The sequence below is a fragment of the Delftia tsuruhatensis NBRC 16741 genome (assembly GCF_001571325.1).
Classification (GTDB): domain Bacteria; phylum Pseudomonadota; class Gammaproteobacteria; order Burkholderiales; family Burkholderiaceae_C; genus Comamonas; species Comamonas tsuruhatensis.
In genome coordinates, this window is the sequence record NZ_BCTO01000030.1 from 45,708 (window position 1) to 70,080 (window position 24,373).

26 protein-coding genes are annotated in these 24,373 nt (G+C 68.9%); 9 read left to right on the forward strand and 17 right to left on the reverse strand.

From position 1 onward, the window contains the following. Nucleotides 1-2 precede the first annotated feature (2 nt). The 4 genes from DTS01S_RS15390 to DTS01S_RS29685 are packed head-to-tail and all read right to left on the reverse strand — an operon-like array spanning nucleotide 3 to nucleotide 1,509. On the reverse strand, nucleotides 3-530 hold the full coding sequence (locus tag DTS01S_RS15390) for a chemotaxis protein CheW (protein ID WP_016447935.1): 528 nt from the start codon (nucleotides 528-530) through the stop codon (nucleotides 3-5). Between the two features lie 15 nt (nucleotides 531-545). Further along, nucleotides 546-911: a response regulator gene (locus DTS01S_RS15395; RefSeq protein ID WP_016447936.1), complete on the reverse strand. Its 366-nt coding sequence runs from the start codon at nucleotides 909-911 to the stop codon at nucleotides 546-548. After that, nucleotides 911-1,309 carry a response regulator gene (locus DTS01S_RS15400; RefSeq protein WP_016447937.1) on the reverse strand — a complete coding sequence of 133 codons (399 nt, stop codon included), beginning with the start codon at nucleotides 1,307-1,309 and terminating at the stop codon, nucleotides 911-913. The genes DTS01S_RS15395 and DTS01S_RS15400 overlap by 1 nt, the downstream gene beginning before the upstream one ends. Nucleotides 1,310-1,356: 47 nt before the next feature. Then, nucleotides 1,357-1,509 (reverse strand): rubredoxin, encoded by a 153-nt coding sequence (locus DTS01S_RS29685; RefSeq protein ID WP_017406135.1) that lies wholly within the window; start codon nucleotides 1,507-1,509, stop codon nucleotides 1,357-1,359. Nucleotides 1,510-1,624: 115 nt separating this feature from the next. Here DTS01S_RS29685 and thiD point away from each other — a divergent pair, with 115 nt between their 5' ends. Together thiD and hemL are read left to right on the forward strand one after the other, a co-directional pair. After that, nucleotides 1,625-2,584 (forward strand): bifunctional hydroxymethylpyrimidine kinase/phosphomethylpyrimidine kinase, encoded by a 960-nt coding sequence (thiD, locus tag DTS01S_RS15405; protein ID WP_016453190.1) that lies wholly within the window; start codon nucleotides 1,625-1,627, stop codon nucleotides 2,582-2,584. Nucleotides 2,585-2,658: 74 nt separating this feature from the next. Further along, on the forward strand, nucleotides 2,659-3,975 hold the full coding sequence (hemL, locus tag DTS01S_RS15410; RefSeq protein ID WP_370671617.1) for a glutamate-1-semialdehyde 2,1-aminomutase: 1,317 nt from the start codon (nucleotides 2,659-2,661) through the stop codon (nucleotides 3,973-3,975). A gap of 50 nt (nucleotides 3,976-4,025) precedes the next feature. On the opposite strand, the gene DTS01S_RS15415 is transcribed toward hemL, so the two are convergent. The 6 genes from DTS01S_RS15415 to DTS01S_RS15440 all read right to left on the reverse strand — a co-directional run bounded on the left by DTS01S_RS15415 (nucleotide 4,026) and on the right by DTS01S_RS15440 (nucleotide 8,793). Further along, nucleotides 4,026-4,625: a DNA-3-methyladenine glycosylase I gene (locus DTS01S_RS15415; protein WP_017406136.1), complete on the reverse strand. Its 600-nt coding sequence runs from the start codon at nucleotides 4,623-4,625 to the stop codon at nucleotides 4,026-4,028. Between the two features lie 2 nt (nucleotides 4,626-4,627). Next, nucleotides 4,628-5,104: a c-type cytochrome gene (locus DTS01S_RS15420; RefSeq protein ID WP_061288047.1), complete on the reverse strand. Its 477-nt coding sequence runs from the start codon at nucleotides 5,102-5,104 to the stop codon at nucleotides 4,628-4,630. Beyond that, the gene (gene purH, locus DTS01S_RS15425; protein ID WP_061288049.1) at nucleotides 5,104-6,702 is read right to left on the reverse strand and encodes a bifunctional phosphoribosylaminoimidazolecarboxamide formyltransferase/IMP cyclohydrolase; all 1,599 of its coding nucleotides are present in this window, start codon (nucleotides 6,700-6,702) and stop codon (nucleotides 5,104-5,106) included. Before purH ends, DTS01S_RS15420 begins: the two co-directional genes overlap by 1 nt. Before the next feature lie 44 nt (nucleotides 6,703-6,746). Beyond that, nucleotides 6,747-6,980 (reverse strand): Fis family transcriptional regulator, encoded by a 234-nt coding sequence (locus DTS01S_RS15430; RefSeq protein WP_016447943.1) that lies wholly within the window; start codon nucleotides 6,978-6,980, stop codon nucleotides 6,747-6,749. Beyond that, nucleotides 6,977-8,047 (reverse strand): tRNA dihydrouridine synthase DusB, encoded by a 1,071-nt coding sequence (gene dusB, locus DTS01S_RS15435; protein WP_017406139.1) that lies wholly within the window; start codon nucleotides 8,045-8,047, stop codon nucleotides 6,977-6,979. The genes DTS01S_RS15430 and dusB overlap by 4 nt, the downstream gene beginning before the upstream one ends. Before the next feature lie 143 nt (nucleotides 8,048-8,190). Continuing rightward, nucleotides 8,191-8,793, reverse strand: coding sequence for a hypothetical protein (locus DTS01S_RS15440; protein WP_026062572.1), 603 nt, complete (start codon nucleotides 8,791-8,793; stop codon nucleotides 8,191-8,193). Between the two features lie 107 nt (nucleotides 8,794-8,900). Between DTS01S_RS15440 and DTS01S_RS15445 the strand changes: the two genes are divergently transcribed. Continuing rightward, the gene (locus DTS01S_RS15445; RefSeq protein ID WP_016447946.1) at nucleotides 8,901-9,422 is read left to right on the forward strand and encodes a YqaA family protein; all 522 of its coding nucleotides are present in this window, start codon (nucleotides 8,901-8,903) and stop codon (nucleotides 9,420-9,422) included. Between the two features lie 38 nt (nucleotides 9,423-9,460). On the opposite strand, the gene DTS01S_RS15450 is transcribed toward DTS01S_RS15445, so the two are convergent. After that, nucleotides 9,461-10,384, reverse strand: coding sequence for a LysR family transcriptional regulator (locus DTS01S_RS15450; RefSeq protein WP_016447947.1), 924 nt, complete (start codon nucleotides 10,382-10,384; stop codon nucleotides 9,461-9,463). A 102-nt stretch (nucleotides 10,385-10,486) separates the two neighbouring features. On the opposite strand from DTS01S_RS15450, the gene DTS01S_RS15455 reads away from it, so the two are divergent. From DTS01S_RS15455 to DTS01S_RS15480, 6 genes are all read left to right on the forward strand, one after another. Continuing rightward, nucleotides 10,487-11,191: a pirin family protein gene (locus DTS01S_RS15455; protein WP_016447948.1), complete on the forward strand. Its 705-nt coding sequence runs from the start codon at nucleotides 10,487-10,489 to the stop codon at nucleotides 11,189-11,191. Nucleotides 11,192-11,299: 108 nt separating this feature from the next. Further along, a complete protein-coding gene (locus tag DTS01S_RS15460; RefSeq protein WP_017406142.1) occupies nucleotides 11,300-11,998 on the forward strand; it encodes a hydrolase in 699 nt (232 codons plus the stop codon). A 46-nt stretch (nucleotides 11,999-12,044) separates the two neighbouring features. Further along, on the forward strand, nucleotides 12,045-12,311 hold the full coding sequence (locus DTS01S_RS15465) for a XapX domain-containing protein (RefSeq protein WP_016447950.1): 267 nt from the start codon (nucleotides 12,045-12,047) through the stop codon (nucleotides 12,309-12,311). A 124-nt stretch (nucleotides 12,312-12,435) separates the two neighbouring features. Beyond that, complete coding sequence (locus tag DTS01S_RS15470; RefSeq protein ID WP_061288051.1) at nucleotides 12,436-14,334, forward strand: amidohydrolase; 1,899 nt, start codon at nucleotides 12,436-12,438, stop codon at nucleotides 14,332-14,334. A 23-nt stretch (nucleotides 14,335-14,357) separates the two neighbouring features. Continuing rightward, nucleotides 14,358-14,801 carry a DoxX family protein gene (locus DTS01S_RS15475; RefSeq protein ID WP_174538902.1) on the forward strand — a complete coding sequence of 148 codons (444 nt, stop codon included), beginning with the start codon at nucleotides 14,358-14,360 and terminating at the stop codon, nucleotides 14,799-14,801. Continuing rightward, nucleotides 14,791-16,452, forward strand: a complete 1,662-nt coding sequence (locus DTS01S_RS15480) for an MFS transporter (protein WP_026062574.1) — start codon at nucleotides 14,791-14,793, stop codon at nucleotides 16,450-16,452. The genes DTS01S_RS15475 and DTS01S_RS15480 overlap by 11 nt, the downstream gene beginning before the upstream one ends. A 50-nt stretch (nucleotides 16,453-16,502) precedes the next feature. On the opposite strand, the gene DTS01S_RS15485 is transcribed toward DTS01S_RS15480, so the two are convergent. The 6 genes from DTS01S_RS15485 to DTS01S_RS31060 all read right to left on the reverse strand — a co-directional run bounded on the left by DTS01S_RS15485 (nucleotide 16,503) and on the right by DTS01S_RS31060 (nucleotide 24,358). Further along, on the reverse strand, nucleotides 16,503-17,141 hold the full coding sequence (locus tag DTS01S_RS15485; protein ID WP_017406146.1) for a response regulator transcription factor: 639 nt from the start codon (nucleotides 17,139-17,141) through the stop codon (nucleotides 16,503-16,505). Continuing rightward, a complete protein-coding gene (locus DTS01S_RS15490) occupies nucleotides 17,134-18,234 on the reverse strand; it encodes a sensor histidine kinase (protein ID WP_026062575.1) in 1,101 nt (366 codons plus the stop codon). The genes DTS01S_RS15485 and DTS01S_RS15490 overlap by 8 nt, the downstream gene beginning before the upstream one ends. 203 nt (nucleotides 18,235-18,437) lie before the next feature. After that, on the reverse strand, nucleotides 18,438-19,757 hold the full coding sequence (locus DTS01S_RS15495; protein WP_016447955.1) for a TolC family protein: 1,320 nt from the start codon (nucleotides 19,755-19,757) through the stop codon (nucleotides 18,438-18,440). 11 nt (nucleotides 19,758-19,768) lie between these two features. Further along, nucleotides 19,769-22,942, reverse strand: coding sequence for an efflux RND transporter permease subunit (locus DTS01S_RS15500; protein WP_017407493.1), 3,174 nt, complete (start codon nucleotides 22,940-22,942; stop codon nucleotides 19,769-19,771). Continuing rightward, nucleotides 22,939-24,147, reverse strand: a complete 1,209-nt coding sequence (locus DTS01S_RS15505) for an efflux RND transporter periplasmic adaptor subunit (RefSeq protein WP_026062913.1) — start codon at nucleotides 24,145-24,147, stop codon at nucleotides 22,939-22,941. Before DTS01S_RS15505 ends, DTS01S_RS15500 begins: the two co-directional genes overlap by 4 nt. 46 nt (nucleotides 24,148-24,193) lie before the next feature. Further along, entirely contained in the window at nucleotides 24,194-24,358 is a 165-nt protein-coding gene (locus DTS01S_RS31060) for a hypothetical protein (RefSeq protein WP_174538904.1), read from the reverse strand. Nucleotides 24,359-24,373: the final 15 nt, after the last annotated feature.

The window sequence follows — 24,373 nt, forward strand, 5'->3', positions numbered from 1 at the left end:
ACTCAGGCGCGAATGCTCAGAAACTCGGAGGTTTGGGACAGGCGCTGCAGTTGCAGCTCCTGCCAGCGGTGGCCCGCTTCATCGATATGCACGGGGCCGAAAAAGGCGGGAGAGTGCTCGGGCGCAGGCTCGGTGCGCACGAATGCGTCGGCGCTGCGCAGGCCCTGCAGGCGGTCCACGAGCAGGGCCGCATTCACTTCCAGCGCGGCATTGAACGCCAGCAGGCTGGACTCGGCCAGCGCCGGTTCGCTGCGTGTCACGCCGTGGCCCAGCAGGCTGGCCAGGTCGATCACGCCGGCCAGGGTGCCGCGCAGGTTGGCAATGCCCAGGAACCAGGGCTTTGTATAGGGCACAGGCTGCACGCCGGCCCAGGGAAAGATCTCGCCGGACTGGCCCAGCGGCATCAGGTAGTTGCGCCCGCCGGCCTGGACGGCCAGCCAGGCCGCCACCTTGACGCCTTCGCTGCGTGCGGCCTGAAGGCGGCCAGCCAGACGGGACTGCAGATCGCGCAGTGCTTCACGGTTCGCCATGGGCAGCGCACCAGATCAGTTCAGCGCCGCGATCTTGGCCTGCAGCTCGTCTGCATCCACAGGCTTGGTGATGTAGTCCCGCGCACCCTGGCGCATGCCCCAGACCCGGTCGGTCTCCTGGTTCTTGCTGGTGCACATGATGATGGGCAGGTCGGCGTACAGCGGGTCGCGCGTGATGGCACGCGTCAGTTGAAAGCCGTTCTGGCCGGGCATGACCACGTCCATCAGGATCAGGTCGGGACGGTCTTCGGCCAGGCTGCGCATGGCCTCTTCGCCATTCTCGGCCGTGCGTACCTGCAGGCCCTGCTTTTGCAGCATGTCGGACAGAAACATCAGTTCGGTCTTGGAGTCGTCCACGACCAGGACTTTGCGGATGGGCATCAAAGTGCTCCTATGGTTTGCTTGCCGAACTGCTCCACGGCCTGCAGCAGCTGGTCTTTGGTGAAGGGTTTCGTGAGGTAGTCCTGGCAGCCCACCATGCGCCCGCGCGCCTTGTCGAATACGCCGTCCTTGGACGAGAGCATGACCACAGGCGTGTCAGCAAAGCGCGCGTTGCGCTTGATGATGGCGCAGGTCTGGTAGCCGTCCAGCTTGGGCATGAGGATGTCGCAGAAGATCAGCTGGGGCTGGTAGTCGTTGACCTTGGACAGTGCGTCGAAGCCGTCGTCGGCCAGGAGCACTTCGTGCCCGCCCTGCTTGAGGAAGATTTCTGCGCTGCGGCGGATGGTATTGCTGTCATCCACCACGAGTACGCGCAAGGGTGCGCCCGATGTCGTCACTGAGAAACCTCCCGGAAATGTATGAGTCGGCGCGGGTGGTCCCGCGCTCAGATTTCGACCATCTCAAAGTCTTCTTTACGTGCTCCGCACTCGGGACAGGTCCAGTTCATGGGCACGTCTTCCCAACGCGTCTGGGGTGCGATGCCATGCTCGGGGCAGCCTTGCGCCTCGTCATAGATCCACCCGCAGATCAAGCACATCCAAGTTTTGGGGTCGGTCACAGCTTAAAGGGCCTTCACATAGAATGCAACGATTGTATCTAGTCACAACCACCCGCCACGGCCTTCGCTGGCGGGGCGCACACTGGGCTGAGCCATGGCATTGAACCCCTCCAACTCCCCCAGTCCCGACACCGAGCCGATGGACGAAACCGCGCCCGTCTGCGTGCTGGTCTTCAACGCCAGCGACCCCAGCGGGGCGGGCGGCCTGTCGGCCGATATCGCCACCATCGCCTCGGTCGGCGGCCATCCGCTGCCCGTGGTCACGGGTGCCTACGCACGCGATTCGGCCAAGATCTTCGAGCATTTCCCCTTTGACGACGAGGCCGTGGCCGAGCAGGCGCGCGCCGTGCTGGAGGACATTCCCGTGTCCGCCATCAAGGTCGGTTTCGTGGGCAGCCCGGGCAACCTGGCAGCGATTGCCGAGATCGCCTCCGACTACCCCGACATCCCCATCGTCTGTTACATGCCCGACCTGTCGTGGTGGGAGGAAGACCCGCTCGACCAGTACATGGACGCCCTCAAGGAACTTGTTCTTCCGCAAACGTCTGTGTTGGTTGGAAGCCACAGTACGCTGTCGCGCTGGCTGCTGCCCGACTGGACCAACAGCCGCAGCCCCACGGCGCGCGACATCGCCATGGCGGCCGAGGCCCTGGAAGTGCCCTACGTGCTGGTCACCGGCATTCCCCTGCCCGACCAGTTCGTGGACAACGTGCTGGCCACGGCGCAGTCGGTGCTGGGCAACAGCAAGTACGAGATGTTCGACGCCACCTTCACCGGCTCGGGCGACACCCTGTCGGCCGCGCTGACGGCCCTGGTGGCCAGCGGCAACGACCTGGGGCTGGCCACGCAGGAGGCGCTGGAGTACCTGGACCGCAGCCTGGACAGCGGCTTTCGCCCCGGCATGGGCCACTACATCCCGGACCGCATGTTCTGGGCCCAGCCCGAGCCCGAGGATGAAGATGCCGAGGCCGCCGCCGAGCCCCTCGCCGAACTGGACCCCGACACCCAGGCCATCGAAGGCTTCGTGATGCCCCCTCATGACACCAAGCATTGAGGCAGGCCACCGCCTGAGCGGCTGCGCGGCCGGCACAGGCCCTTGGCTTGGCACCTCTGGCTTGTCCCCCGCACATGGCAGACTCCTGCACTATGACCACTGACCTGAATATTCCCCTGTTCGAACGCGCCAAGGCCGTGATCCCCGGCGGCGTGAATTCACCCGTGCGCGCCTTCAACGCCGTGGGCGGCACGCCGCGCTTCGTGCGCCGTGCCCAGGGCGCGCATTTCTGGGACGAGAACGCCCAGCAGTTCACCGACTACATCGGCTCCTGGGGTCCGATGATCCTGGGCCACGGCCACCCCGAGGTGATGGCCGCCGTGCAGGCCGCCGCGCTGGAAGGCTTCTCCTTCGGCGCCCCCACGGAGCGCGAGGTCGTGCTGGCCGAGAAGATCCTCTCGCTCATGCCCTCCATGGACATGGTGCGCATGGTCAGCTCGGGCACCGAGGCCGGCATGAGCGCGCTGCGCCTGGCGCGCGGCTTCACGGGCCGCAACAAGATCATCAAGTTCAACGGCTGCTACCACGGCCATGCCGACGCCCTGCTGGTCAAGGCCGGCTCGGGCCTGGCGACCTTTGGCGCCTCCTCCTCGGCCGGCGTGCCGCAGGACGTGGTCAAGGACACCGTGGTGCTGGAATACAACGACGTGGGCCAGCTCGAGGAGGCCTTCGCCCAGTTCGGCGACCAGATCGCCTGCGTGATCATGGAGCCCATTGCAGGCAACATGAACTTCGTGCGCGCCAGCGTGCCCTTCACGCGCCGCATCCGCGAACTCACGCGCGAGCATGGCGCGCTGATGGTCTACGACGAGGTGATGACCGGATTTCGCGTGGCCCTGGGCAGCGCCCAGAGCCTGTACGCCCAGCAGATCGAAGGCTTTGCGCCCGACATCACCGTGCTGGGCAAGGTCATCGGCGGCGGCATGCCCATGGCGGCCTTCGGCGCGCGCCGCGAGATCATGGAAAAGCTCTCGCCCCTGGGCCCGGTCTACCAGGCAGGCACCCTGTCGGGCAACCCCATTGCCACGGCCTGCGGCCTCAAGACGCTGGAGCTGATCAGCGAGCCGGGCTTCCACGACGCCCTGCACGCGAAGACCGGCCGCCTGATGGCCAGCTTCAAGGCCGAGGCCGACGCCGCCGGCGTGCCCTTCAGCGTGGACCACCAGGGCGGCCTGTTCGGCTTCTACCTGCTGCCCGAGCTGCCCAGCACCTGGACCGAGGTCATGAAGACCGATGGCGCACGCTTCAACCGCTTCTTCCACGGCATGCTGGAGCGCGGCCACTACTTCGCACCCGCCCTGTACGAGGCCGGCTTCGTGAGCGCCGCGCACACGGACGAGGACATCGACAAGACCATCGAAGCCGCGCGCGAAGTGTTCAAGACGCTCTGACGCTGGCCCGTACCTGCCGATCGAGCCCGCCCTTGCGGGCTCTTTTCACGTCAGGGCCGAAGAAAAGCCTGGCGCGCCTGTTCGACCTCATCGCGCACGGCACAGCCCTGCGCATGGTCGTTGACCAGGCCCATGGCCTGCATGAACGCGTAGACAGTCGTAGGCCCCACGAACTTCCACCCGAGCTTCTTCAGCTCCTTGGACAGCGCCCGGGACTCGGCCGTCTCGGACACGGGCCCGCCACCGGTCACGGGCTCCGGCGCATGGCGCCAGAAGAAGGCCGACAGCGAGCCTTGCGCCTCCACCATCTCCAGCGCCCGCTGCGCGTTGTTGATCACGGCCTCGATCTTGCCGCGATGCCGCACGATGCCCGCATCGCCCAGCAGCCGCAGCACGTCGTCCTCGGTGAAGCGCGCGACCTGGTGGAAGTCGAAGCCCGCAAAGGCCGCGCGGAAGTTCTCGCGCTTGTTGAGGATGGTCAGCCAGCTCAGGCCGGACTGGAAGCCTTCGAGGCTGAGCTTCTCGAACAGGCGCCGGTCGTCGGTGACGGGAAAGCCCCATTCACGGTCGTGGTAGGCCAGGTAGCTGTCCGTGGCCGCGCACCAGTGGCAGCGCGGCCGGCCGTCGGGGGCGGTGAACAGGCGGGACATGGTCAGGATTTCCCGGGTTCGGGAGAAGGGAGGGACAGCAGCCAGGCCGCCATCTGCAGGGATTGCGCCGTATCGATGTGCGGGTGGCGCGGCATGATGGCGCGGCCCCATTCGCCGGCCCCGCCCTCGCGGATCTTGCGCGCCAGGTAGTCGGCGGCATCTTCGCGGCCCCGGTAGCGGCCGGCGATCTGCTGGAAGGACGGGCCCACGTAGTGGCGCACCAGGCCGTGGCAGCGCAGGCAGTCATTGCCTTCCACCAGGGCCTTGCCGGCGGCCAGCTGCGCGTCGGCTGTCACGGCAGCTGCGGCCGGCGCCGTGGTGGCCCCGACAGCCGGCCCGCGCATGATGCGCCAGCCGATGTTGAAGACACCCAGCGCCACCAGCAGCATGAAGACCACGAGCGCCCAGCCCAGCCAGCGGGGCCGCTGGGGGGCGTCGTCGCCCTCGTCGTCTGCGCCAGGAGGCAGTTGGCCGGCCATCAGTGGCGGAAGTGGCGCACGCCGGTGAAGACCATGGCCACGCCGCGCTCGTTGGCGGCGTCAATGACTTCCTGGTCGCGCATGGAGCCGCCGGGCTGGGCCACGCAGGTGGCGCCTGCGTCAACGACCACGTCCAGGCCGTCGCGGAAGGGGAAGAAGGCATCGCTGGCCACGACCGTGCCCTGCAGGCTCAGCTTGGCGGCCTCGGCCTTGATGGAGGCGATGCGCGCCGAGTCCAGGCGGCTCATCTGGCCTGCGCCCACGCCCATGGTCATGCCGTTCTTGCAGAACACGATGGCATTGCTCTTGACGTACTTGGCGACCTTCCAGGCGAACAGCAGGTCCTGCAGTTCTTCGGGCGTAGGCTGCTTGACGGTGACGACCTTGAGGTCGGCCAGGGCCAGCTCACGGTTGTCGGCGGTCTGCAGCAGCAGGCCCGAGCCGACGCGCTTGGCGTCCACGGCGTTGCGGCCCTGGTCCCAGGCGCGCTCGCCGCCGGCCGGCAGGGCGATCTTCATGAGGCGCACATTGACCTTGGGCTTGAAGATTTCCAGCGCCTCGGCCGTGAAGTCGGGGGCCATCAGCACCTCGACGAATTGCTTGACCACGGCCTCGGCCGCCGCCTTGTCCACCGTGCGGTTGAAGGCGATGATGCCGCCGAAGGCGCTGGTGGGGTCGGTCTGGAAGGCCTTGGCATAGGCTTCGTGCGCGTCCTTGCCCACGGCCACGCCGCAGGGGTTGGCGTGCTTGACGATCACGCAGGCGGGCTGCTCGAAGCTCTTGACGCATTCCCAGGCGGCATCGGCGTCGGCGATGTTGTTGTACGACAGCTCCTTGCCCTGCAGCTGCTCGCCCGTGACCAGGGAGCCGGGGGCCGGATACAGGTCGCGGTACAGGGCGGCCTGCTGGTGGCTGTTTTCGCCGTAGCGCAGGTCCTGCACCTTGGTGAAGTGGCCGTTGCTCTGGCCCGGGAAGGCGCTGCGCTCTGGCACGTAGGCTTCGGAGAGCTTGTCGTCCTCGAACTTCACGCTGGACAGGTAGTCGCTGATGGCGCCGTCGTATTGGGCAATGCGGTTGAAGGCGGCCACGGACAGCGCAAAGCGCAGCTTGTCGGAGAGCTTTCCGTTGGCCTTGAGTTCGGCCAGCACGGCCTCGTACTGGCCGGCATCGGTGATCACGCCCACGTCGGCCCAGTTCTTGGCGGCAGAGCGCACCATGGCCGGGCCGCCGATGTCGATGTTCTCGATGGCGTCGGCCAGCGTGCAGCCGGCCTTGGCCACGGTGGCCTCGAAGGGGTAGAGGTTCACCACCAGCAGGTCGATGGTGTCGATGCCGTGCTCCTTGAGGGCCGCCATGTGGGCGGGCAGCTCGCGGCGCGCCAGCAGGCCGCCGTGGACCTTGGGGTGCAGGGTCTTGACGCGGCCGTCCAGCATCTCTGGGAACTGGGTGACTTCGGCGACCTCGGTCACGGGCAGGCCGGCCTCGGCCAGCAGCTTGGCGGTGCCGCCGGTGGACAGCAGCTTGATGCCCAGGGCGTGCAGGCCTTGGGCGAATTCGACAATACCGGTCTTGTCAGAGACGGAGAGCAGGGCGTTCATGGGCGTCGGTGCAGGGAGTTTGAAAAAAGGGGAATTCGTGCCGCTCAGAGCATGTCGTGCTCAAGCAGCTTCTTGCGCAGCGTGTTGCGGTTCAGGCCCAGCCAGTCGGCGGCGCGGGACTGGTTGTTGTCGGCCTGGCTCATCACCACTTCCAGCAGCGGCTTTTCGACCAGGTGGATCAGCATGTCGTACATGCCATTGGGCTTTTCGCCGTCGAGATCGCGGAAGTACCCCTCCAGGCTTTCACGCACGCATTGTTCGATGTTCTGGTTGCTCATACTGTCATTCCTGCGGGCTCTGCGAATTCGGCGCTTGTGGCGCCGGCATCGATGGCGGCTGGTATCCGGTCCATCTGCGCGCCCAGGGCGTCCAGATAGTCGGCCACGGCCTGCCATTGCACCGCGCAGTCCTCGATGGTGTTGATGTGTTGTCTGAATGCCTCGCCGCCCGGCAGGCTGCGCAGGTACCAGGCGATGTGCTTGCGCGCACTGCGCACGCCGGTGCCTTCGCCGTACAGGCTGTAGTGGTCCTGCAGATGCTCCAGCAGCAGCCGGCGCAGCTCGGCCACCAGGGGCGGGGCCATGTGCTCGCCCGTGGCCAGGAAGTGCGCGATCTCGCGGAAGATCCACGGCCGGCCCTGGGCGGCGCGGCCGATCATCACGGCATCGGCGCCCGTGTAGGCGAGCACGTCGCGCGCCTTCTCGGGGCCGGTGATGTCGCCATTGGCCACCACGGGCACGCGCACCGCCGCCTTGACGGCAGCGATGGTGTCGTACTCGGCAAAGCCCTTGTAACCCTGCTCGCGCGTGCGACCGTGCACGGTGAGCATCTGTATGCCCACCTCCTCGAAGCGGCGGGCCAGCACCACGGCGTTCCTGTGCGCGTCGCACCAGCCGGTGCGCATCTTCAGCGTGACGGGCACGCCGTGCGGGGCGCAGGCCTCTACCACAGCCTGGGCAATCTCCACGGCCAGGGCCTCGTTCTGCATCAGGGCCGAGCCGGCCCATTTGTTGCAGACCTTCTTGGCCGGGCAGCCCATGTTGATGTCGATGATCTGGGCGCCACGGTCCAGGTTGTAGCGCGCGGCCTCGGCCATCATCTCGGCGTCCGTGCCCGCGATCTGCACCGCGATGGGGCCGGGCTCGCCTTCATGGTTGGCGCGGCGCGAGGTCTTGAGGCTGTTCCACAGGTCCTTGCGCGAAGTCACCATCTCGCTGACCGCATAGCCCGCACCCAGGGCCTTGCACAGCTGGCGGAACGGCCGATCCGTCACCCCCGCCATGGGGGCGACGAACAGGCGGTTGGCCAGGGCATGGGGGCCTATGGACAGGGGAAGGGAGGACATCGGGAAAGCCGGAGAAAACGCGCGCGCCGATCACAAAACGGGCGGCAACAAAGGACCAAGATTGTACCTGCCCAAATTTTCAGCAGGGCTAAAACCGGGCCGTCAAGGCGGCCAAGCGGCGAAAACAAGACAGCGCAGCGGTTTCATGGTGTGGGAACGAAGGTGCGCACCTGGCCCGGAACGGCCTGCAGCCCGTAGGCGCCGAGCCGGCCCTGCCACCAGCGGCGGTTGAATTGCACGTCGGGAGAGACCTGGTCGTCGGGCATGGGGCGCAGGCCGACCTTCTGCAGCCCGGCTTTCTGCGGCCCGGCTGCGTGCAGCCCAGCCTCAAGCCCCAGGTCCAGCGCCTCGCCGTCGGCCAGCGGGCCGCGCACCACGGCCATGGCCTTGCGCCCGTCGGTCACCCAGGCGTCCAGCACCAGGGCCGGGCGGGGCTCGGGACCGGCCAGGCTCACGCAGCCTTGCAGACGCGGCTCCAGGCCCAGAGGCTCCAGCTCGCGCTGCAGCTGCTCCAGCCTGTCGGCCACGGCCGGGTCCGGCAGGGTGCAGCCCTTGGCCTGCAGCGCCTTGCCCCAGGCCGAGGTCGGTGCGGCCTCCTGGGTCGGTGGCGCCTGGGCAGCGGCCTGTGCCACCACGGTGGTGTCCTTGCCTGGCGATGGCTGCAACGCGGCGCAGCCGGCCAGGCCGGCTGCTGCCATTCCCAATGCCGCCCATCCCGCCCATCCTGCAATCCGCCCTGTCTGCATGACGCCCCCTGTTCTTTGTGGTTCCGGACCAGGCCCCACGATAGCTTCAGGCCGACAAGGCGTCAGCCAGCGCAGACCTACACTTGGCAGCACCTATGGAAGTCTGGATGCATCAATTGCTGGGCTGGCTGGCGCTGCCGCAGTTCGGCCTCAGCACCGTGTTCATCGTGGCCCTGATCTCGGCCACGCTGCTGCCGCTGGGCTCGGAGCCTGCGGTGGTCGGCCTGCTCCAGCTCAATCCCGACCTGTTCTGGCAGACGGTTTTCGTGGCCACGGCCGGCAATACGCTGGGCGGGGCCATCAGCTGGTGGATGGGCCTGGGCGCGCACAAGGCTTGGCGCGCGGCACGCGAGCGGCGGCTGGCCGGGCTGCCGCCTGAACGGGCCAAGCCGCCGCGCAATCTGTCACGCCACGAGCGCCGCGCCCGCGTCTGGCTGCGCCGCCTGGGCGCCAAGGCCTGCCTGCTGAGCTGGCTGCCCGTGGTGGGCGATCCGCTGTGCGCCGTGGCCGGCTGGCTACGCCTGCCGTTCTGGCCCTGCGTGTTCTACATGGCCATCGGCAAGTTCCTGCGCTATGTGGTGATGACGGTGGTGCTGCTGCAGCTGCTGCCGGCCTCCTGGGCCAGCTGAGGCCGAAGCCCCCCACCGAAGCCCTCCCCTTTTGCGATCTACGCCTGCGGCTCGCGCGCCCAGGGCGCCAGCGCGAAATGCGCGGCCAGGAAATCGATCAGCGCCTGCACGCGCGCCGGCCGGGCGCGCCCCGGCGGCGTGACGATGTGCAGGGCGATGGAGGGCACCTGCCAGTCGTCCATGCAGGTCTGCAGCGCACCCGATTGCAAATCTTCCCAGGCCAGGAATTCGGGCTGCAGGGCCAGGCCCAGCCCGGCGCGCAGGGCCGGCGCCAGGCCCTCGGCATTGTTCACGCGCATGGCCGTGGGCACGACCTGGGCGAACTCGCCGCGGCGCGCATGCACGAAGCGCCAGGCCTCGCCCAGGCGGCTGTGCACATAGCGCAGCGCCCGGTGCTGCGCCAGCTCGCGCGGATGGGTGGGGCGGCCGTGGCGCTCGAAGTATTCGGGTGATCCCACCAGCAGCAGGCGCACCGTGCACAGGCGCCGCGCCAGCAGGCTGGAGTCGGGCAGCGAGGAGATGCGCAGCGCGATGTCGAAGCCCTGGGCCACGACGTCGATCAGCTCGTCGCTGAAGTGCAGGTCCAGCGTGACCTCGGGATGCTCGGCCATGAAGGCGGGCACGGCCGGCGCCAGGTGCGAGATGCCGAACGACATGGGCGCCGCAATGCGGATGGGGCCGCGCAGGCTCTTGGACTGCTCGCTGATCTCGGCCTCCACGGCCTCGCCCTCGGCCAGGATGCGCGCGGCCCGCTCCAGAGAGGCCTGGCCGCCGGCCGTCAGCGACATGCGCCGCGAGGTGCGGTGCAACAGGCTGGTCTTGAGCCGCGTCTCCAGCCGCGTGATGGCCTTGGAGATGGTGGGCTGGGAGACGCCCAGCTCGGCGGCGGCCTTGGCGAAGGAGCCCGTCTCGGCCACCTTGGCGAAGACGGCCCAGGCTTCGAGGTCAGGAAGTCTTGGCATGAAAGTTTTGGAATAGATGTCTTTGCATATTTTCTATTCTCTTCTTGATCGGCAAAACATAAAGTTCATCCATCGCAACACACAACGCAGCAGGAGAACACCATGATCGAACGCCGTCCCTTCCAAGCCCTTGGCGGTGCCAACCACGGCTGGCTCGATGCCAAGCACCACTTTTCCTTCGCCGGCTACCACGATCCGGCCCGCATGGGCTGGGGCGCGCTGCGGGTGTGGAACGACGACACCATCGCCGCCGGCACGGGCTTCCCGCCCCATGCCCACGCCAACATGGAAATCATCACCTATGTCCGTGAAGGCGCCATCACCCACCAGGACAGCCTGGGCAACAAGGGCCGCACCGAAGCGGGCGACGTGCAGGTAATGAGCGCGGGCACCGGCATCCGCCACTCGGAATACAACCAGGAAAAGGGCACGACGCGGATCTTCCAGATCTGGATCATGCCCGACGAGCGCGGCCAGCAGCCCCCGTCCTGGGGTGCCAAGCCCTTCCCCAAGGGCGAGCGCTCGGGCAGCTTCGTGGCCCTGGCCAGCGGCCTGCCCGGTGACGAGGACGCCCTGCCCATCCGCACGGCCGCCCGGGTGCTGGGCGCCACGCTCAAGGCCGGCGAGAGCACGGAGTACCGCATCGGCCGCGACCGCCTGGGCTACCTGGTGCCGGCCAGCGGCTCGGTGCAGATCGACGGCGTGACGCTGCAGGAGCGCGACGGCGCCGCCATCAGCGACGTCGAGACCCTGCGCGTCACGGCCCTGACCGACGCCGAGCTGGTGCTCGTCGACACGGCGCGCTGAAGCGCCCTTGCCGCCCCGGCTCCGGCCGGGGCCCACCTGCCCCAACTGTCTTTCCGAATTTCCGCTGTCCCTTCCTTCACCCAACCCACTGCCTCACAGGAGATCACCATGACCGACCGCAAGTACCTCGAAGTCCTGACCCCCGCCAACAGCCAGATCATCTTCATCGACCAGCAGCCCCAGATGGCCTTCGGCGTGCAGTCCATCGACCGCCAGGTGCTCAAGAACAATGTGGTGGGCCTGGCCAAGGCGGCCAAGGCCTTCGGCATTCCCGCCACCATCACCACGGTGGAGACGGGCAGCTTCTCCGGCCACACCTATCCCGAACTGCTGGCCGTGTTCCCCGAGCACAGGCTGCTGGAGCGCAGCTCCATGAATTCCTGGGACGACCAGAACGTGCGGGATGCGCTGGCCGCCAACGCCGCCCAGGGCCGCAAGAAGATCGTGGTCTCCGGCCTGTGGACCGAGGTGTGCAACACCACCTTCGCCCTCTCGGCCCTGCATGACACGGACTACGAGATCTACATGGTGGCCGACGCCTCGGGCGGCACGTCGCTGGACGCCCACAACTACGCCATGGACCGCATGGTGCAGGCCGGCGTGGTGCCCGTGACCTGGCAGCAGGTGCTGCTGGAATGGCAGCGCGACTGGGCCCGCCGCGAGACCTATGACGCGGTGATGGACATCGTGCGCGAGCATTCCGGCGCCTACGGCATGGGCGTGGACTATGCCTACACCATGGTGCACAAGGCCGCCGAGCGCGTGCAGCATGGCGAGACCGTGGGACCCAACCCCGCCAAGGTCTGAGCGTCAGCACGCGCCAGCAGGCAAGTCCCTTCTCAGGAGTCGAACCATGAAGCTCTACGCACTCTCCTTAGGAGCCGGCCTGCTGGTCGGCGTGGTCTACAGCCTGCTGCAGGTGCGCTCGCCCGCACCGCCGCTGGTGGCCCTGGTCGGCCTGCTGGGCATCCTGGCCGGCGAGCAGATCGTGCCCGTGGGCCGGCACCTGCTGCAGGGCATGGACCTGCGCAGCGCCTGCAGCAAGACGCAGGCCACCGAGCATGTGCTGGGCGAGTTGCCCGGTCGCAAGAGCACCGATGCCGATCGGCAGCACGGCTGACCTCTCCCCAAACCTTCAAGAAAACTGCACCATGACCACGCGCAGAAAAGTCCTGGGCTCCGCAGCCACCCTTGCCATGGGTGGACTGCTGGGTTGCACCACCAACGCTCGCCAAGGAGCCTCCATGTCCGATTCCACGCCCGAAGTCGTCTTCCACAACGGCCGCTTCACCACCCTGAACAAGGCCCAGCCCACGGCCACCGCCGTGGCCGTGAAGGACGGCCGGTTCATCGCCGTGGGCACGGACGCCGAGGTGCTGGCCCTGGCCGGCAGCGGCACGCGCCGCATCGATCTGCAGCGCCGCAGCGTGCTGCCCGGCCTGTTCGACAACCACACGCACGTGATCCGTGGCGGCCTGAACTTCAACCTGGAGCTGCGCTGGGACGGCGTGCGCTCGCTGGCCGATGCGCTGGACATGCTCAAGCGCCAGGTGGCCAACACGCCCGCGCCGCAGTGGGTGCGCGTGGTCGGCGGTTTCACCGAACACCAGTTCGTGGAAAAGCGCCTGCCCACCATCGAGGAGATCAACGCCATCGCGCCCGACACGCCGGTGTTCCTGCTGCACCTGTATGACCGCGCCCTGCTCAACGCGGCCGCCCTGCGCGCCGTGGGCTACACCCGCGACACGCCCGAGCCCGCAGGCGGCGAGATCACGCGCGATGCCAACGGCAACCCCACGGGCCTGCTGCTGGCCAAGCCCAACGCCACCATCCTCTATGCCACGCTGGCCAAGGGTCCCAAGCTGCCGCTGGACTACCAGGTCAACTCCACGCGCCACTTCATGCGCGAACTCAACCGCCTGGGCGTGACCGGCGTCATCGATGCGGGCGGCGGCTTCCAGAACTACCCCGACGACTACGAGGTGATCCAGAAGCTCAGCGAGGCCAACCAGATCACCGTGCGCCTGGCCTACAACCTGTTCACGCAAAAGCCCAAGGAGGAGAAGGCCGACTTCCTCAACTGGACGCAGAGCGTGAAATACAAGCAGGGCAACGACTATTTCCGCCACAACGGCGCGGGCGAGATGCTGGTGTACTCGGCCGCCGACTTCGAGGACTTCCGCCAGCCGCGCCCCGACATGCCGCCCAGCATGGAGGGCGACCTGGAGGAAGTGGTGCGCGTGCTGGTGCAGAACCAATGGCCGTGGCGCCTGCACGCCACCTATGACGAGACCATCTCGCGCGCGCTCGATGTGTTCGAGAAGGTGCACCGCGACACGCCCATCGACGGCCTGAACTGGTTCTTCGACCATGCCGAGACCATTTCGGACAAGTCCATCGACCGCATTGCGGCCCTGGGCGGCGGCGTGGCCGTGCAGCACCGCATGGCCTACCAGGGCGAGTATTTCACCGAACGCTACGGCGCACGCGCCACCGAGGCCACGCCGCCCGTCAAGAAGATCCTGGAGCGCGGCGTGAAGACCTCGGCCGGCACGGACGCCACGCGCGTGGCGTCCTACAACCCCTGGGTGTCGCTGTCGTGGATGGTGACGGGCAAGACCGTGGGCGGCCTGCAGATGTACCCCCAGCGCAACCTGCTGGACCGCGAGACCGCGTTGCGCATGTGGACCGAGAACGTGGCCTGGTTCTCCAACGAGGAAGGCCTGCGCGGCCGCATCCAGGTGGGCCAGCTGGCCGACATGATCGTGCCCAGCAAGGACTATTTCGCCGTGCCCGAGGACGAGATCTCCTTCCTCACCTCCGACCTCACCGTGGTGGGCGGCCGCGTGGTCTATGGCGCAGGCCCCTTCCAGCAGCATGACGACAACCCGCTGCCGCCGGCCATGCCCGACTGGTCGCCCGTGCGGCGCTTTGGCGGCTACGGCGCCTGGGGCGAGCCCGAGGGCGCTGGCAGGAACTCGCTCAACCCCGCGCGCTACCGCAGCCTGGCCGCGGCCTGCGGCTGCGGCACCAGCTGCGGCATGCACGGCCACAGCCATGCCGACGCATGGGCCTCGAACGTGCCGACCTCGGACCCCCGAAGCTTCTTCGGCGCGCTGGGCTGCTCCTGCTGGATGGCCTGAGGAGCACACGCATGACACCCGCCATGACCCAAGCCAGTACGTTCTCCGGCCGCCTTGCGGCCGCCGCACGCCCGGTGTTCGGCAGCCAGGCCGTGCGCCTGGTGGCCTACCTGGGCCTGTGCACCGCCTATCTGCAGGGCGGCCTGGTCAAGCTCACCGACTTTCCCGGTGCGCTGGGCGAGATGGCCCACTTCGGCCTGTCGCCGGCACCGCTGTTCGCGGTCCTGGTGATCGCGCTGGAGCTGGGCGCCTCGGCCATGATCATCACCGGCCGGCTGCGCTGGCTGGGCGCCCTGGCGCTGGCCGCGTTCACGCTGCTGGCCACCTTCGTCGCGCTGCGCTTCTGGGAGCTTCCTGCAGGGCAGGAGCGCTTCATGGCGGCCAATTCCTTCTTCGAGCATCTGGGCCTGGTCGGCGGCTTCCTGTTCGTCGCCTGGCATGACCTGGGAGAGCGCCATGACCGCTGATTCGAGCGCACCCGCAACCACCGCCTCCGGCAGCTTCGCGCCGCTGCGACAGCCCGTGTTCGCCGTGCTGTGGGCGGCCACGGTGCTGGGCAATATCGGCAGCTTCATGCGCGATGTGGCCAGCTCCTGGATGGTGACCGAACTGTCGGCCAGCCCGGCCGCCGTGGCCCTGATCCAGACGGCGGCCACGCTGCCCATCTTCCTGCTGGCGATTCCGGCCGGCGTGCTGTCCGACATCCTGGACCGCCGGCGTTTCCTGATCGGCATCCAGATCCTGCTGGCCGCCGTCAGCGCCAGCCTGCTGCTGCTGGCACGCACCAACACGCTGACCGTGGAGTACCTGGTGGCGCTGACCTTCGTGGGCGGCATAGGCGCGGCGCTGATGGGGCCGACCTGGCAGTCCATCGTGCCCGAGCTGGTGCCGCGCAGCGACCTCAAGAACGCGGTGGCGCTGAACTCGCTGGGCATCAACATCGCACGCGCCCTGGGCCCTGCGGCCGGCGGCCTGCTGCTGGCCAGCTTCGGCGCGGCGGCGGCCTACGGTGCGGACGTGGCCAGCTACGTGTTCGTGATCGCCGCGCTGGTCTGGTGGAAGCGCCCCAAGGCCGAGGCATCGGCCCTGAACGAGCAGTTCTTCGGCGCCTTTCGCGCTGGCCTGCGCTATGCCCGCTCCAGCCGCGAGCTGCATGTGGTGCTGCTGCGCGCCGCCGTGTTCTTCCTGTTCGCCAGCTCGGTCTGGGCCCTGCTGCCGCTGGTGGCGCGGCGCATGCTGGGCGGCTCGGCAGGCTTTTACGGCGTGATGCTGGGCGCCGTGGGCGCAGGCGCCATCCTGGGCGCGCTGCTGCTGCCGCGCCTGCGCAAAAGGTTGGATGCCGATGGCCTGGTGCTGCTGTCCTCCGTGCTCAGCGCCGCCGTGATGGCCGCGCTGTCCACCGCGCCGCCGCAATGGGCCGCCGTGCTGCTGATGCTGGTGCTGGGCCTGGGCTGGATCATTGCGCTGACCACGCTCAACGGCGTGGCCCAGGCGGTGCTGCCCAACTGGGTGCGCGGCCGGGGACTGGCCATCTACCTGATGGTGTTCAACGGCGCCATGGCGGGCGGCAGCCTGGCCTGGGGGCTGTTCGCGCAGGGCGTGGGCATTCCCACGGCGCTGCTGATCGGCGCGGCGGGCCTGGTGGCCATCTCGCTGGTGTTCCACCGCATCAAGCTGCCCACGGGCGAGGCGGACCTGCAGGCCTCCAACCACTGGCCCGAGCCGCTGCTGGCCGAACCGGTGGCCCATGACCGTGGCCCGGTAATGATCCAGGTGGAGTACCAGGTGCGCCGCGACGACCTGCCAGCCTTCATCGAGGCCATGCAGCATGTGGCACGCGAGCGGCGGCGCGACGGCGCCTATGCCTGGGGCATTGCCGAGCACACGGGCGAGCCGGGCCGGGTGATCGAGTGGTTCCTGGTGGAGTCCTGGGCCGAGCATCTGCGCCAGCACCAGCGCGTGTCCAGGGCCGATGCCGATCTGCAGGCCCAGGCGCTGCGCTTTCATATCGGCCCCGAGCGGCCCGTGGTCCACCACTTCCTGGCGCTGGATGCCGCCAGTGCTGCCAGTGCCGCCAGCGGGCCTGCGCAGGCACCGGCGCACGGCCACGCCCACTGAAGCGTTGCGGCAGGCCTGCCCCTGGCCTGCGCCCGGCCTGCCAGGACACCTCAGCGGATATCCAGCCGCTCCAGCGCACGCACCAGGTCGGCCAGCGTGCGCACCTGCATCTTGCGCATGGCCTGGCTGCGGCGCACCTTGACCGTGATTTCGCTCACGCCCAGGTCTGCCGCGATCTGCTTGTTCAGCAGGCCGCGCACCACGCCCACGACCACTTCCTGCTCGCCGGGCGACAGCGACTGCCAGCAGGCGCGCAGCGCCTGTTCGCCGGCGTCCAGCGCGCGGCGCTGGCGGTCCAGGGCAATGCCCTGCTGGATGGCGTCGAGCAGGTCCTGGTCGCGGAAGGGCTTGGTCAGGAACTCGATGGCGCCGGTCTTCATGGCCTCCACGCTCATGGGAATGTCGCCATGGCCGGTGATGAAGATGGTGGGCAGCTTCAGGCCCAGCTCCAGCATCTGGCGCCGGAAGTCCATGCCGCTCTGGCCGGGCATGCGGATGTCCAGCACCAGGCAGGCCGGACCTTGCGGCGGATTGCGCGTCCAGTCGTCCAGAAACTCGCGCGTGGCGCCGAAGGCGCGCACGCACAGGCCCACCGAGGCCAGCAGGTCCTCGATGGCTGCGCGCACCGAGGGGTCGTCATCGACGATGTAGACCAGTGCCTCGGCTTCGGCGGTGGAGGGTTCAGCCATGGCGCAATCCCGCGGAAGGCCTGGCGCCCGTGGCCGGGGCGCAGGCGATGGTGACGTGAAAAGCCGTGCCCCCGCGCCCGTCCTCGCGGTCCGTGGCCCAGATGCGGCCGCCGTTGGCCTCGGCCATGTGGCGGCAGATGTTCAGGCCCAGGCCCATGCCGTCGGGCTTGGTGGTCCAGAAGGCGTCGAACAGGTGGGTGCGGGCCAGGGGCGACAGGCCTTCGCCCGCATCGGCCACGGTCAGCACCAGCTGCTGGCCCAGGGCCTGCGTGGCGATGGCGATGCGCCGCTGCGCTGCCGGTGTGTGCTGCATGGCGTCCATGGCATTGAGCAGCAGGTTGGCCAGCACCTGCTGGATCTGCACGCGGTCGGCCCAGGCCGGCTGCAGCGCGGTCGCCAGCTGCAGGTCCAGGGCCACGCCGCGCCGGTCCAGCTCTGCGACGGACAGGCGGGCCATTTCGCGCACGGCCTCGTTGAGGTCGAAGGACTGCCGGCTGGGTGCGTCTCCGCGTGCCATGCTGCGGATGCGGGCGATGACATCGCTGGCGCGCTGCGCATCGCCCAGGATGCGCTCCAGCGCCTGGCCGGCCTTGGCGAGGTTGGGCGGCTCCTGGGCCAGCCAGCGCTGGCAGGCGTTGCCGCTGGTGACGATGGCCGCCAGCGGCTGGTTGACCTCATGGGCGATGGAGGCCGTCAACTGCCCCAGGCTGGTGGCCTGGGTGATGCGCAGCAGCTGGGTGCGCGCCGCATGGGCCGCGTTCTGGGCCGCCACCATCTTCAGGCCCAGATAGGCCGTGATGGCAATGGCCAGGATGCTGATCACCATGTTGATCAGTCCGGTGCGATAGGCACCGGCAGGCGTGAGCGCAAAGCTGGCCAGGGTCAGCACGATGCACAGCGCCGTGAGGCCGATGACCACGCGCGGGCTGAACCAGCGCACCGCCACCAGGATGATGGCGGTGTGGAACACGGCGGCCGCCACGGCGTAGTCGGTCAGCGTGTCCAGCGCGAAGATCGCGGCCATGGCGACGCCCATGGCCGCCAGGATCAGGGCCCGGGGCCAATGGGGAAAGCGGCGCAGAGCGGTGGTCATGGCGTGCAGGGAAAAGGAATGGACTGTCAGCTGCCAATTCTCATTCAAGAAGGCGCTGCACCTGAATGCAAGCTATACCCGAACCGTACGATACTGGCGCGACCCAAAACAAGGGACACCGAGGAAGGGACGCCCCGCACCGAAGGTGTCGTCCCCCTCCCGCGTAGCGAGAGAGGGGGAAGCCGCGCAGCGGCTCAGGGGGTTCACAACACTGGCCGGCGGCCCACGCTCAGCTGCAGCTCCACCGTGGCCTTGGCCAGCTCGGTCTCTGCCTCCAGCGATCCCAGGTAGGCCTCGTCGGCCGAGCGCTGGGCGGACAGCAGCTCCAGCAGCGAAGCCTCGCCATGCCGGTAGGACAGGCGCATGCCTTCGAGCACGCGCTGCGCATCGCGCAGCACGCCGTCGCGGTAGCGCTGCACGTTCTCGCGCGCGGCGCTCAGGCGAAAGCGGGCGGCGCGCACATCGGCCTCGGCCCGGTTCTGGGCCTGCTGCAGGGCCAGCATGGCCTGGGTGACGGCCGCCTCGGCCTGCACCAGGTCGCCCCGGTCCAGGCGCGACAGTGGCAGCGGCACGCTGACCGAGACCGACAGCGTGCGCGAGCGCCCGCCGCCATCGAAGGGATTGCCCTGGGCGTCCGTGCCACCGGCCGTGGCGGGCACGGCGGCCATGCCCACGGCCAGCGTGGGATTGACCCAGCGGTTGGCCCGGGCCAGGCCCGCGTTGTCGCGCGCATGCTCCAGCGCCGCCTGGGCGATGCGCACCTCGGCGCGCGACTGCAGCGCCTGGGCGACCAGGGCGTCGGCATCCTCCAGTCCCGAGTCTTCGGCCAATTCCATGAAGCCGCATTGCAGCGTGTCGCTGGCAAAGACTTCGGACAGGCGGCGCCCCAGCGGGACGGACAGCGCCAGCCGTGCGGTCTGCGCCTCGGCGCGCGCCTGCACCACCTCGGCCTGGAAGCGGTCGCGCTCCACGCGCGACTGCAGCCATTCCACGCCACCGATGTCGCCGGCCTTGCGCCTCAGCTCGTTGGCCTGCACCACATCGCCCAGCGCCTTCAGCGTCTGCTGCTTGCGCTCCAGCGCCAGCGAGTCGCGGCAGGCCTGGGTGTAGTCCTGGGCGGCATCGGAGAACAGCTGGCTGCGCACGCCTTCCAGGCCGGCCTCGGACAGGCGCACCTGGCTGCGTGCGGACTGAATGCGCGCGGCGCGCTTGCCGCCCGTCTCCAGCTCCATGCTGATCTCGTAGTTGCGCGTGGTGGGCCGGGGCTGGCCGGTGCGCACCTGCTCGCGCGAGGCGCCCAGCGTGAGGCTGGGGTCGGGGCGTATGCCGGCGATGCCGATGCCGGCACGCGCGGATTCCACGCCCTGCTCCTCCGAGCGCAGCAGGGGGCTGTGCTGCTCCACGGCGTTGAGGTAGTCGGAAAAGCGCAGGCCAGCGGACGGCGCCGTCTGCGCCTGGGCTGCGGCGCCAAGGCACAGCAGCAGGGCCAGGGCCTGCCTGGGGAAGAAAGGGGTCGTTTGCATGGCGACTCGCATCAATGGGGTTGGCTCGTTGCGGTGCGATGCCCGCCCTCGTCCTCGGCGGCATCCGGATCGCCGCTCTCACCGCGTTCAGCGGCACGACGCTGGCGGCGCTCGGCCGCGCGGACGGCACGGGCCTCGATCACGTAGTAGAGGTTGGGCAGCAGCAGCAGGGTCAGCAAGGTGGCGCTGAACAGGCCGCAGACCACGACCGTGGCCAGGGGCCGCTGCACGTCGCTGCCCAGGCCCGTGGCCAGCATGGCCGGCGTGAGGCCGAAGGCGGCGACGGTGGCCGTCATCAGCACGGGGCGCATGCGGCTGGAGGCGCCTTCGAGCACGGCTTCGCGCAGGCCCAGGCCGTCCTCGCGGCGCAGCCGGTTGATCTGCGAGACCATGAGCACGCCCGAGAGCACGGCCACGCCGAACAGCGCGATGAAGCCCACGGCGCTGGAGACGTTGAGCGTCATGCCGCGCAGGTGCAGGCCCGCAAAGCCGCCGATCATGGCCAGCGGCACCACGCCCAGCACCAGCAGCGGCTGGCGCAGGTTGCCGAACTCGCCGAACAGCAGCACCAGCATGATGCCCAGCGTCAGCGGCAGGATCATGAGCAGCCGCGCCTCGGCACGCTGCAGGTTCTCGAACTGGCCGCCCCACTCGATGTGCAGCTTCTGGCGGTCGTAGTCCAGGTGCTGGTCGATGGCGGTGTGCGCATCCTTGAGGAAGCCCGCCAGGTCGCGGCCGCGCACATTGAGCTTGACGAGGATGTGGCGCTCCCCGCCCTCGCGCACGATGACGCTCTGGCCCACGGTGGTGGTGATGCGCGCCACGTCGGCCAGCGGCACCTGGGCGCCATTGGCGGCCGACAGGCGCAGCGCGCCGATGGCCTCGGGGCTGCTGCGCGTGTCGGGTGTGAAGCGCACGGCCATGTCGTAGCTGCGCTCGCCCACGTAGAGCTGGCCGATGGAGGCCCCGCCCACGCCGGTGGAGATGAGCTGCGCCACCTCGGAGGCATTGATGCCGTAGCGCGCGGCAGCGGCGCGGTCCAGCGCAATGCGCAGGTTGGGCAGCGGCGGCTCCACGTCCACGGCCACGTCGGCCGCGCCGGGCACTTTCTCCAGCACGGCCACCAGGGCATCGGCCACGCGCCGGTCCTCGGCCAGGTCCTGGCCGAAGACCTTCACCGTGAGGTCGCTGTGCGCGCCGGACAGCTTGTCCTGCACGCCGTCGATCATGGGCTGCATGAAACCCACGGAGTAGCCGGGCAACTGGTCGAAGCGCGCGGCCATCTTCGCGATCAGCTGCTGCTTGGTCAGGCCCGACTTCCATTCGCCATAGGGATGCAGGCCCACGCTGGCCTCGATGTGCGAGGGCGTCCAGTAGTCGGTGCCGTCATCGTTGCGCCCGGTCTGGGTGACGATGTAGGAGACCTCGGGGAACTCCAGTGCGGCGCTGCGCAGCGCGTCGGCCATGTCGCGCGCCTTGTCCAGCGTGATGCCGGGCGGCATCTGCACCTGCAGCCAGATGGAGCCTTCGTCCAGGTACGGCAGGAAGTCGCGGCCCATGGTGCCGGCCAGCACGCCCAGCGCCAGCAGCGAGGCCGCCACGGCCCCAGCCAGCCAGCGCACGCGGCCCACGGTCGCGCCCAGGAAGCGGTCATAGCCCACGCCCAGCCGGTGCAGCACGGGGTTGTGGAAGATCCTGCGCGGCCTGCGGAAGGCCAGCCAGGCCAGGGCCGGCGTGAGCAGCAGGGCCACGGCCAGCGCCCCCACCAGGGCCGCGCCCACGGCGCTGGCCATGGGCGAGAACAGCTTGTACTCGATGCGCTCGAAGGCGAACAGCGGCAGGTAGGCGGCCGCGATCACGCACATGCCGAAGAAGATGGGCCGCGCCACCTGCAGCGTGGCCGTGATGGCGTCCCTGGGCGTGAGCGGCCGGTTCTGGTCGGCCTCGCGGCGCCGCAGGATGTTCTCGACCACGACCACGGCCCCGTCCACCAGGATGCCGAAGTCGATGGCGCCCAGCGACAGCAGGTTGGCCGGAATCTTCGCGTGGTGCATGAAGATGAAGGCCAGCAGCAGCGCCATGGGAATGGTCAGCGCCACGATCAGCGCCGCGCGCGGGCTGCCCAGGAAGACCAGCAGCACCAGGGTGACGACGATCAGGCCTTCGGCCAGGGTCTTGCCCACGGTGTGGGTGGTGCGCTCGATCAGCGTGGTGCGGTCCAGGTAGGGCACGACCTTCACGTCGGGCGGCAGCAGCTTGCCGTTGAGCTCCTCCACGGCGGCGTGGATGCCCTCCAGCGCCTGCGAGGGGTTGGAGCCCTTGAGCAGCAGCACGATGCCCTGCAGGGTGTCGGAGTTGCCGTCCTTGCCCAGGATGCCGCGCCGCTCCACGTTGCCGTAGGTCAGCCGCCCCAGGTCCTTGACCAGCACGGGCGTGCCGCTGTCCGTGGTCTTGACGACCACGTTGCCCATGTCGTCCAGCGAGCCCAGCAGGCCCACGCCGCGCACCACATAGGAGACATCGCCCCGGTCGATGACGCTGCCGCCGCCGCTGGCGTTGTTGGCATTGATGGCCTCGACCACCTGGGACAGCGCCAGCCCGTACTGCAGCAGCCGCGCGGGGTCCAGCTCCAGCATGAACTGCGTGGTCAGGCCGCCGAAGTTGGTCACGTCCACCACGGACTGGGCCTTCTTCAGGCGCGGGATCACCACCCACTGCTGCAGCTCGGACAGCTCGCGCAGGCTGCGCACGGGGCTTTCCAGCGTGTAGCGGTAGACCTCGCCCGTGGGCGAGCTGTAGGGGTCCAGCCCGGCGCGGGCACCATAGGGCAGCGTGACCTCGTCGATGCGCTCCTTCAGGCGCTGGCGCGCCCAGTAGCCGTCCACGCCGTCCTCGAAGACCACGGTGATCAGCGACAGCGCGAACAGGCTGCGCGAGCGCAGCACGTGCATGCCGGGCGTGGCCAGCAGGGCGCGCTCCAGCGGGATGGTGATCTGCTGCTCTATCTCCTCGGCCGCAAGGCCTGGCACCTGGGTGACGATCTGCGAGGTCACGTCGGCAATGTCGGGATAGGCCTCCAGCGGCAGCTGCTTCCAGCTGAACACGCCATACAGGGCCGCGAAGCAAAAGACCAGCCACACCACGCCGCGGCGCGAAAAGCCGATGTTGACGATGCGCTCGATCATTGCAGCAGCACTCCCCCGTTGACCACCACGCGCTCGCCGGCCGCCAGGCCCGAGAGGATCTCGGCCTGGCCGTCCTGCTGCGCGCCGACCTGCACGTCGCGCGGCTCGAAGCGCCAGCCGCCCTTGTCCACAAAGACGCGCGTGCTGACCTGGCCCTGCAGCAGGGCCGCGGCCGGCACCATCACGGCCTGGCGCGCCGGGGCGTCGAAGCCCACGCGCGCAAACATACCGGGGCGCAGCCGCCCTTCGGGGTTGTCCACGGCCACGCGCACCTTGACGCTGCGCGTGGCGGTGTCCACCAGCTCGCCCACGTACTGCACGCGGCCCTGCAGCTGCAGGTCGGGATAGGCGGCCAGCGCGATGTGGGCCTGCTGGCCCACGTCCACATGGGCCAGGTCGCGCTCGCTGACGCTGGCGCTGAGCCAGACCTTGCGCAGGTCGGCCACGGTCATGACGGAGGCATTCACATCGTTCCAGTAGCCGCCCTGCGAGCCCGCCATCTCGACCACGCGGCCGCTGATGGGCGACTTGACCACGTAGCTGCCGCGCGAGCCTTCCTGCACGGCCGCACCCAGCTGGGACAGATGATCGGAGGCGGCGCGCGCATCGGCACCTGCTGCGGCCAGCGCCTGCTGCGCGGCCTCGTAGTCCTTGCGCGCGGCGATCTCGGCATCGAACAGCAGCTTCTGGCGGTCGAACTCCTGGCGCGCGTGCAGCAGCGCGGCCTGGGCCTTGGCGTGCTCGGCACGCACGCTGGAGATCTCGGAGGAGTCCATGGTGATCAGCGCATCGCCGGCCTTCACCGCATCGCCCAGCTGGTGGTGCAGGCGCACCAGGCGGCCCGCCACCGGCGGCGTGATGCGGACCAGCTTTTCAGGCTCGGCCTCGATGGTGGCGGGGGCCGACAGGCGGGTCTGCAGCGGCTGCAGGGCGATCTCGGCCACCTGCAGGCGCTCGCGCAGCGGCGAGCCTTCGGGCACCACGATGAGGTTGCCTTCGCGGCGCACGGGAGCCGGCTGCGGAGCGGTGGTGGCTGCATGCGTGGCTGCCGTGGGCTCGGCCGGCCCGTTGCAGGCGGCCATGGCCACGCTGATCAGCAGCCCGCCCACAGGCCAGGCGGCCGCCAGCAAGGGATGGCGCTGGTGCAGGCCATGGGGTCGGCCATGGGGTCGGCCTGGTCGTTCAGAAGCGAGAAAGCGGGTCATCCTGAGGTCTCCGGGTGCCATAGACCCGCGCAGACCTCTCGCACCTTCAGGCGATCACAGGCCTCCGCCCAGGTCCGGGCAGATCAAGAAATGGAAGAAGGGAAAGGCGGAAAGGGACGGCGCGGCAGCGCCTGGCAGGATCGGGATCGGGATCGGGATCGGGATCGGGATCGGGATCGGGATCGGGATCGGAATCAGGATCGGGGGCCATGGGGTACTCCTTTGC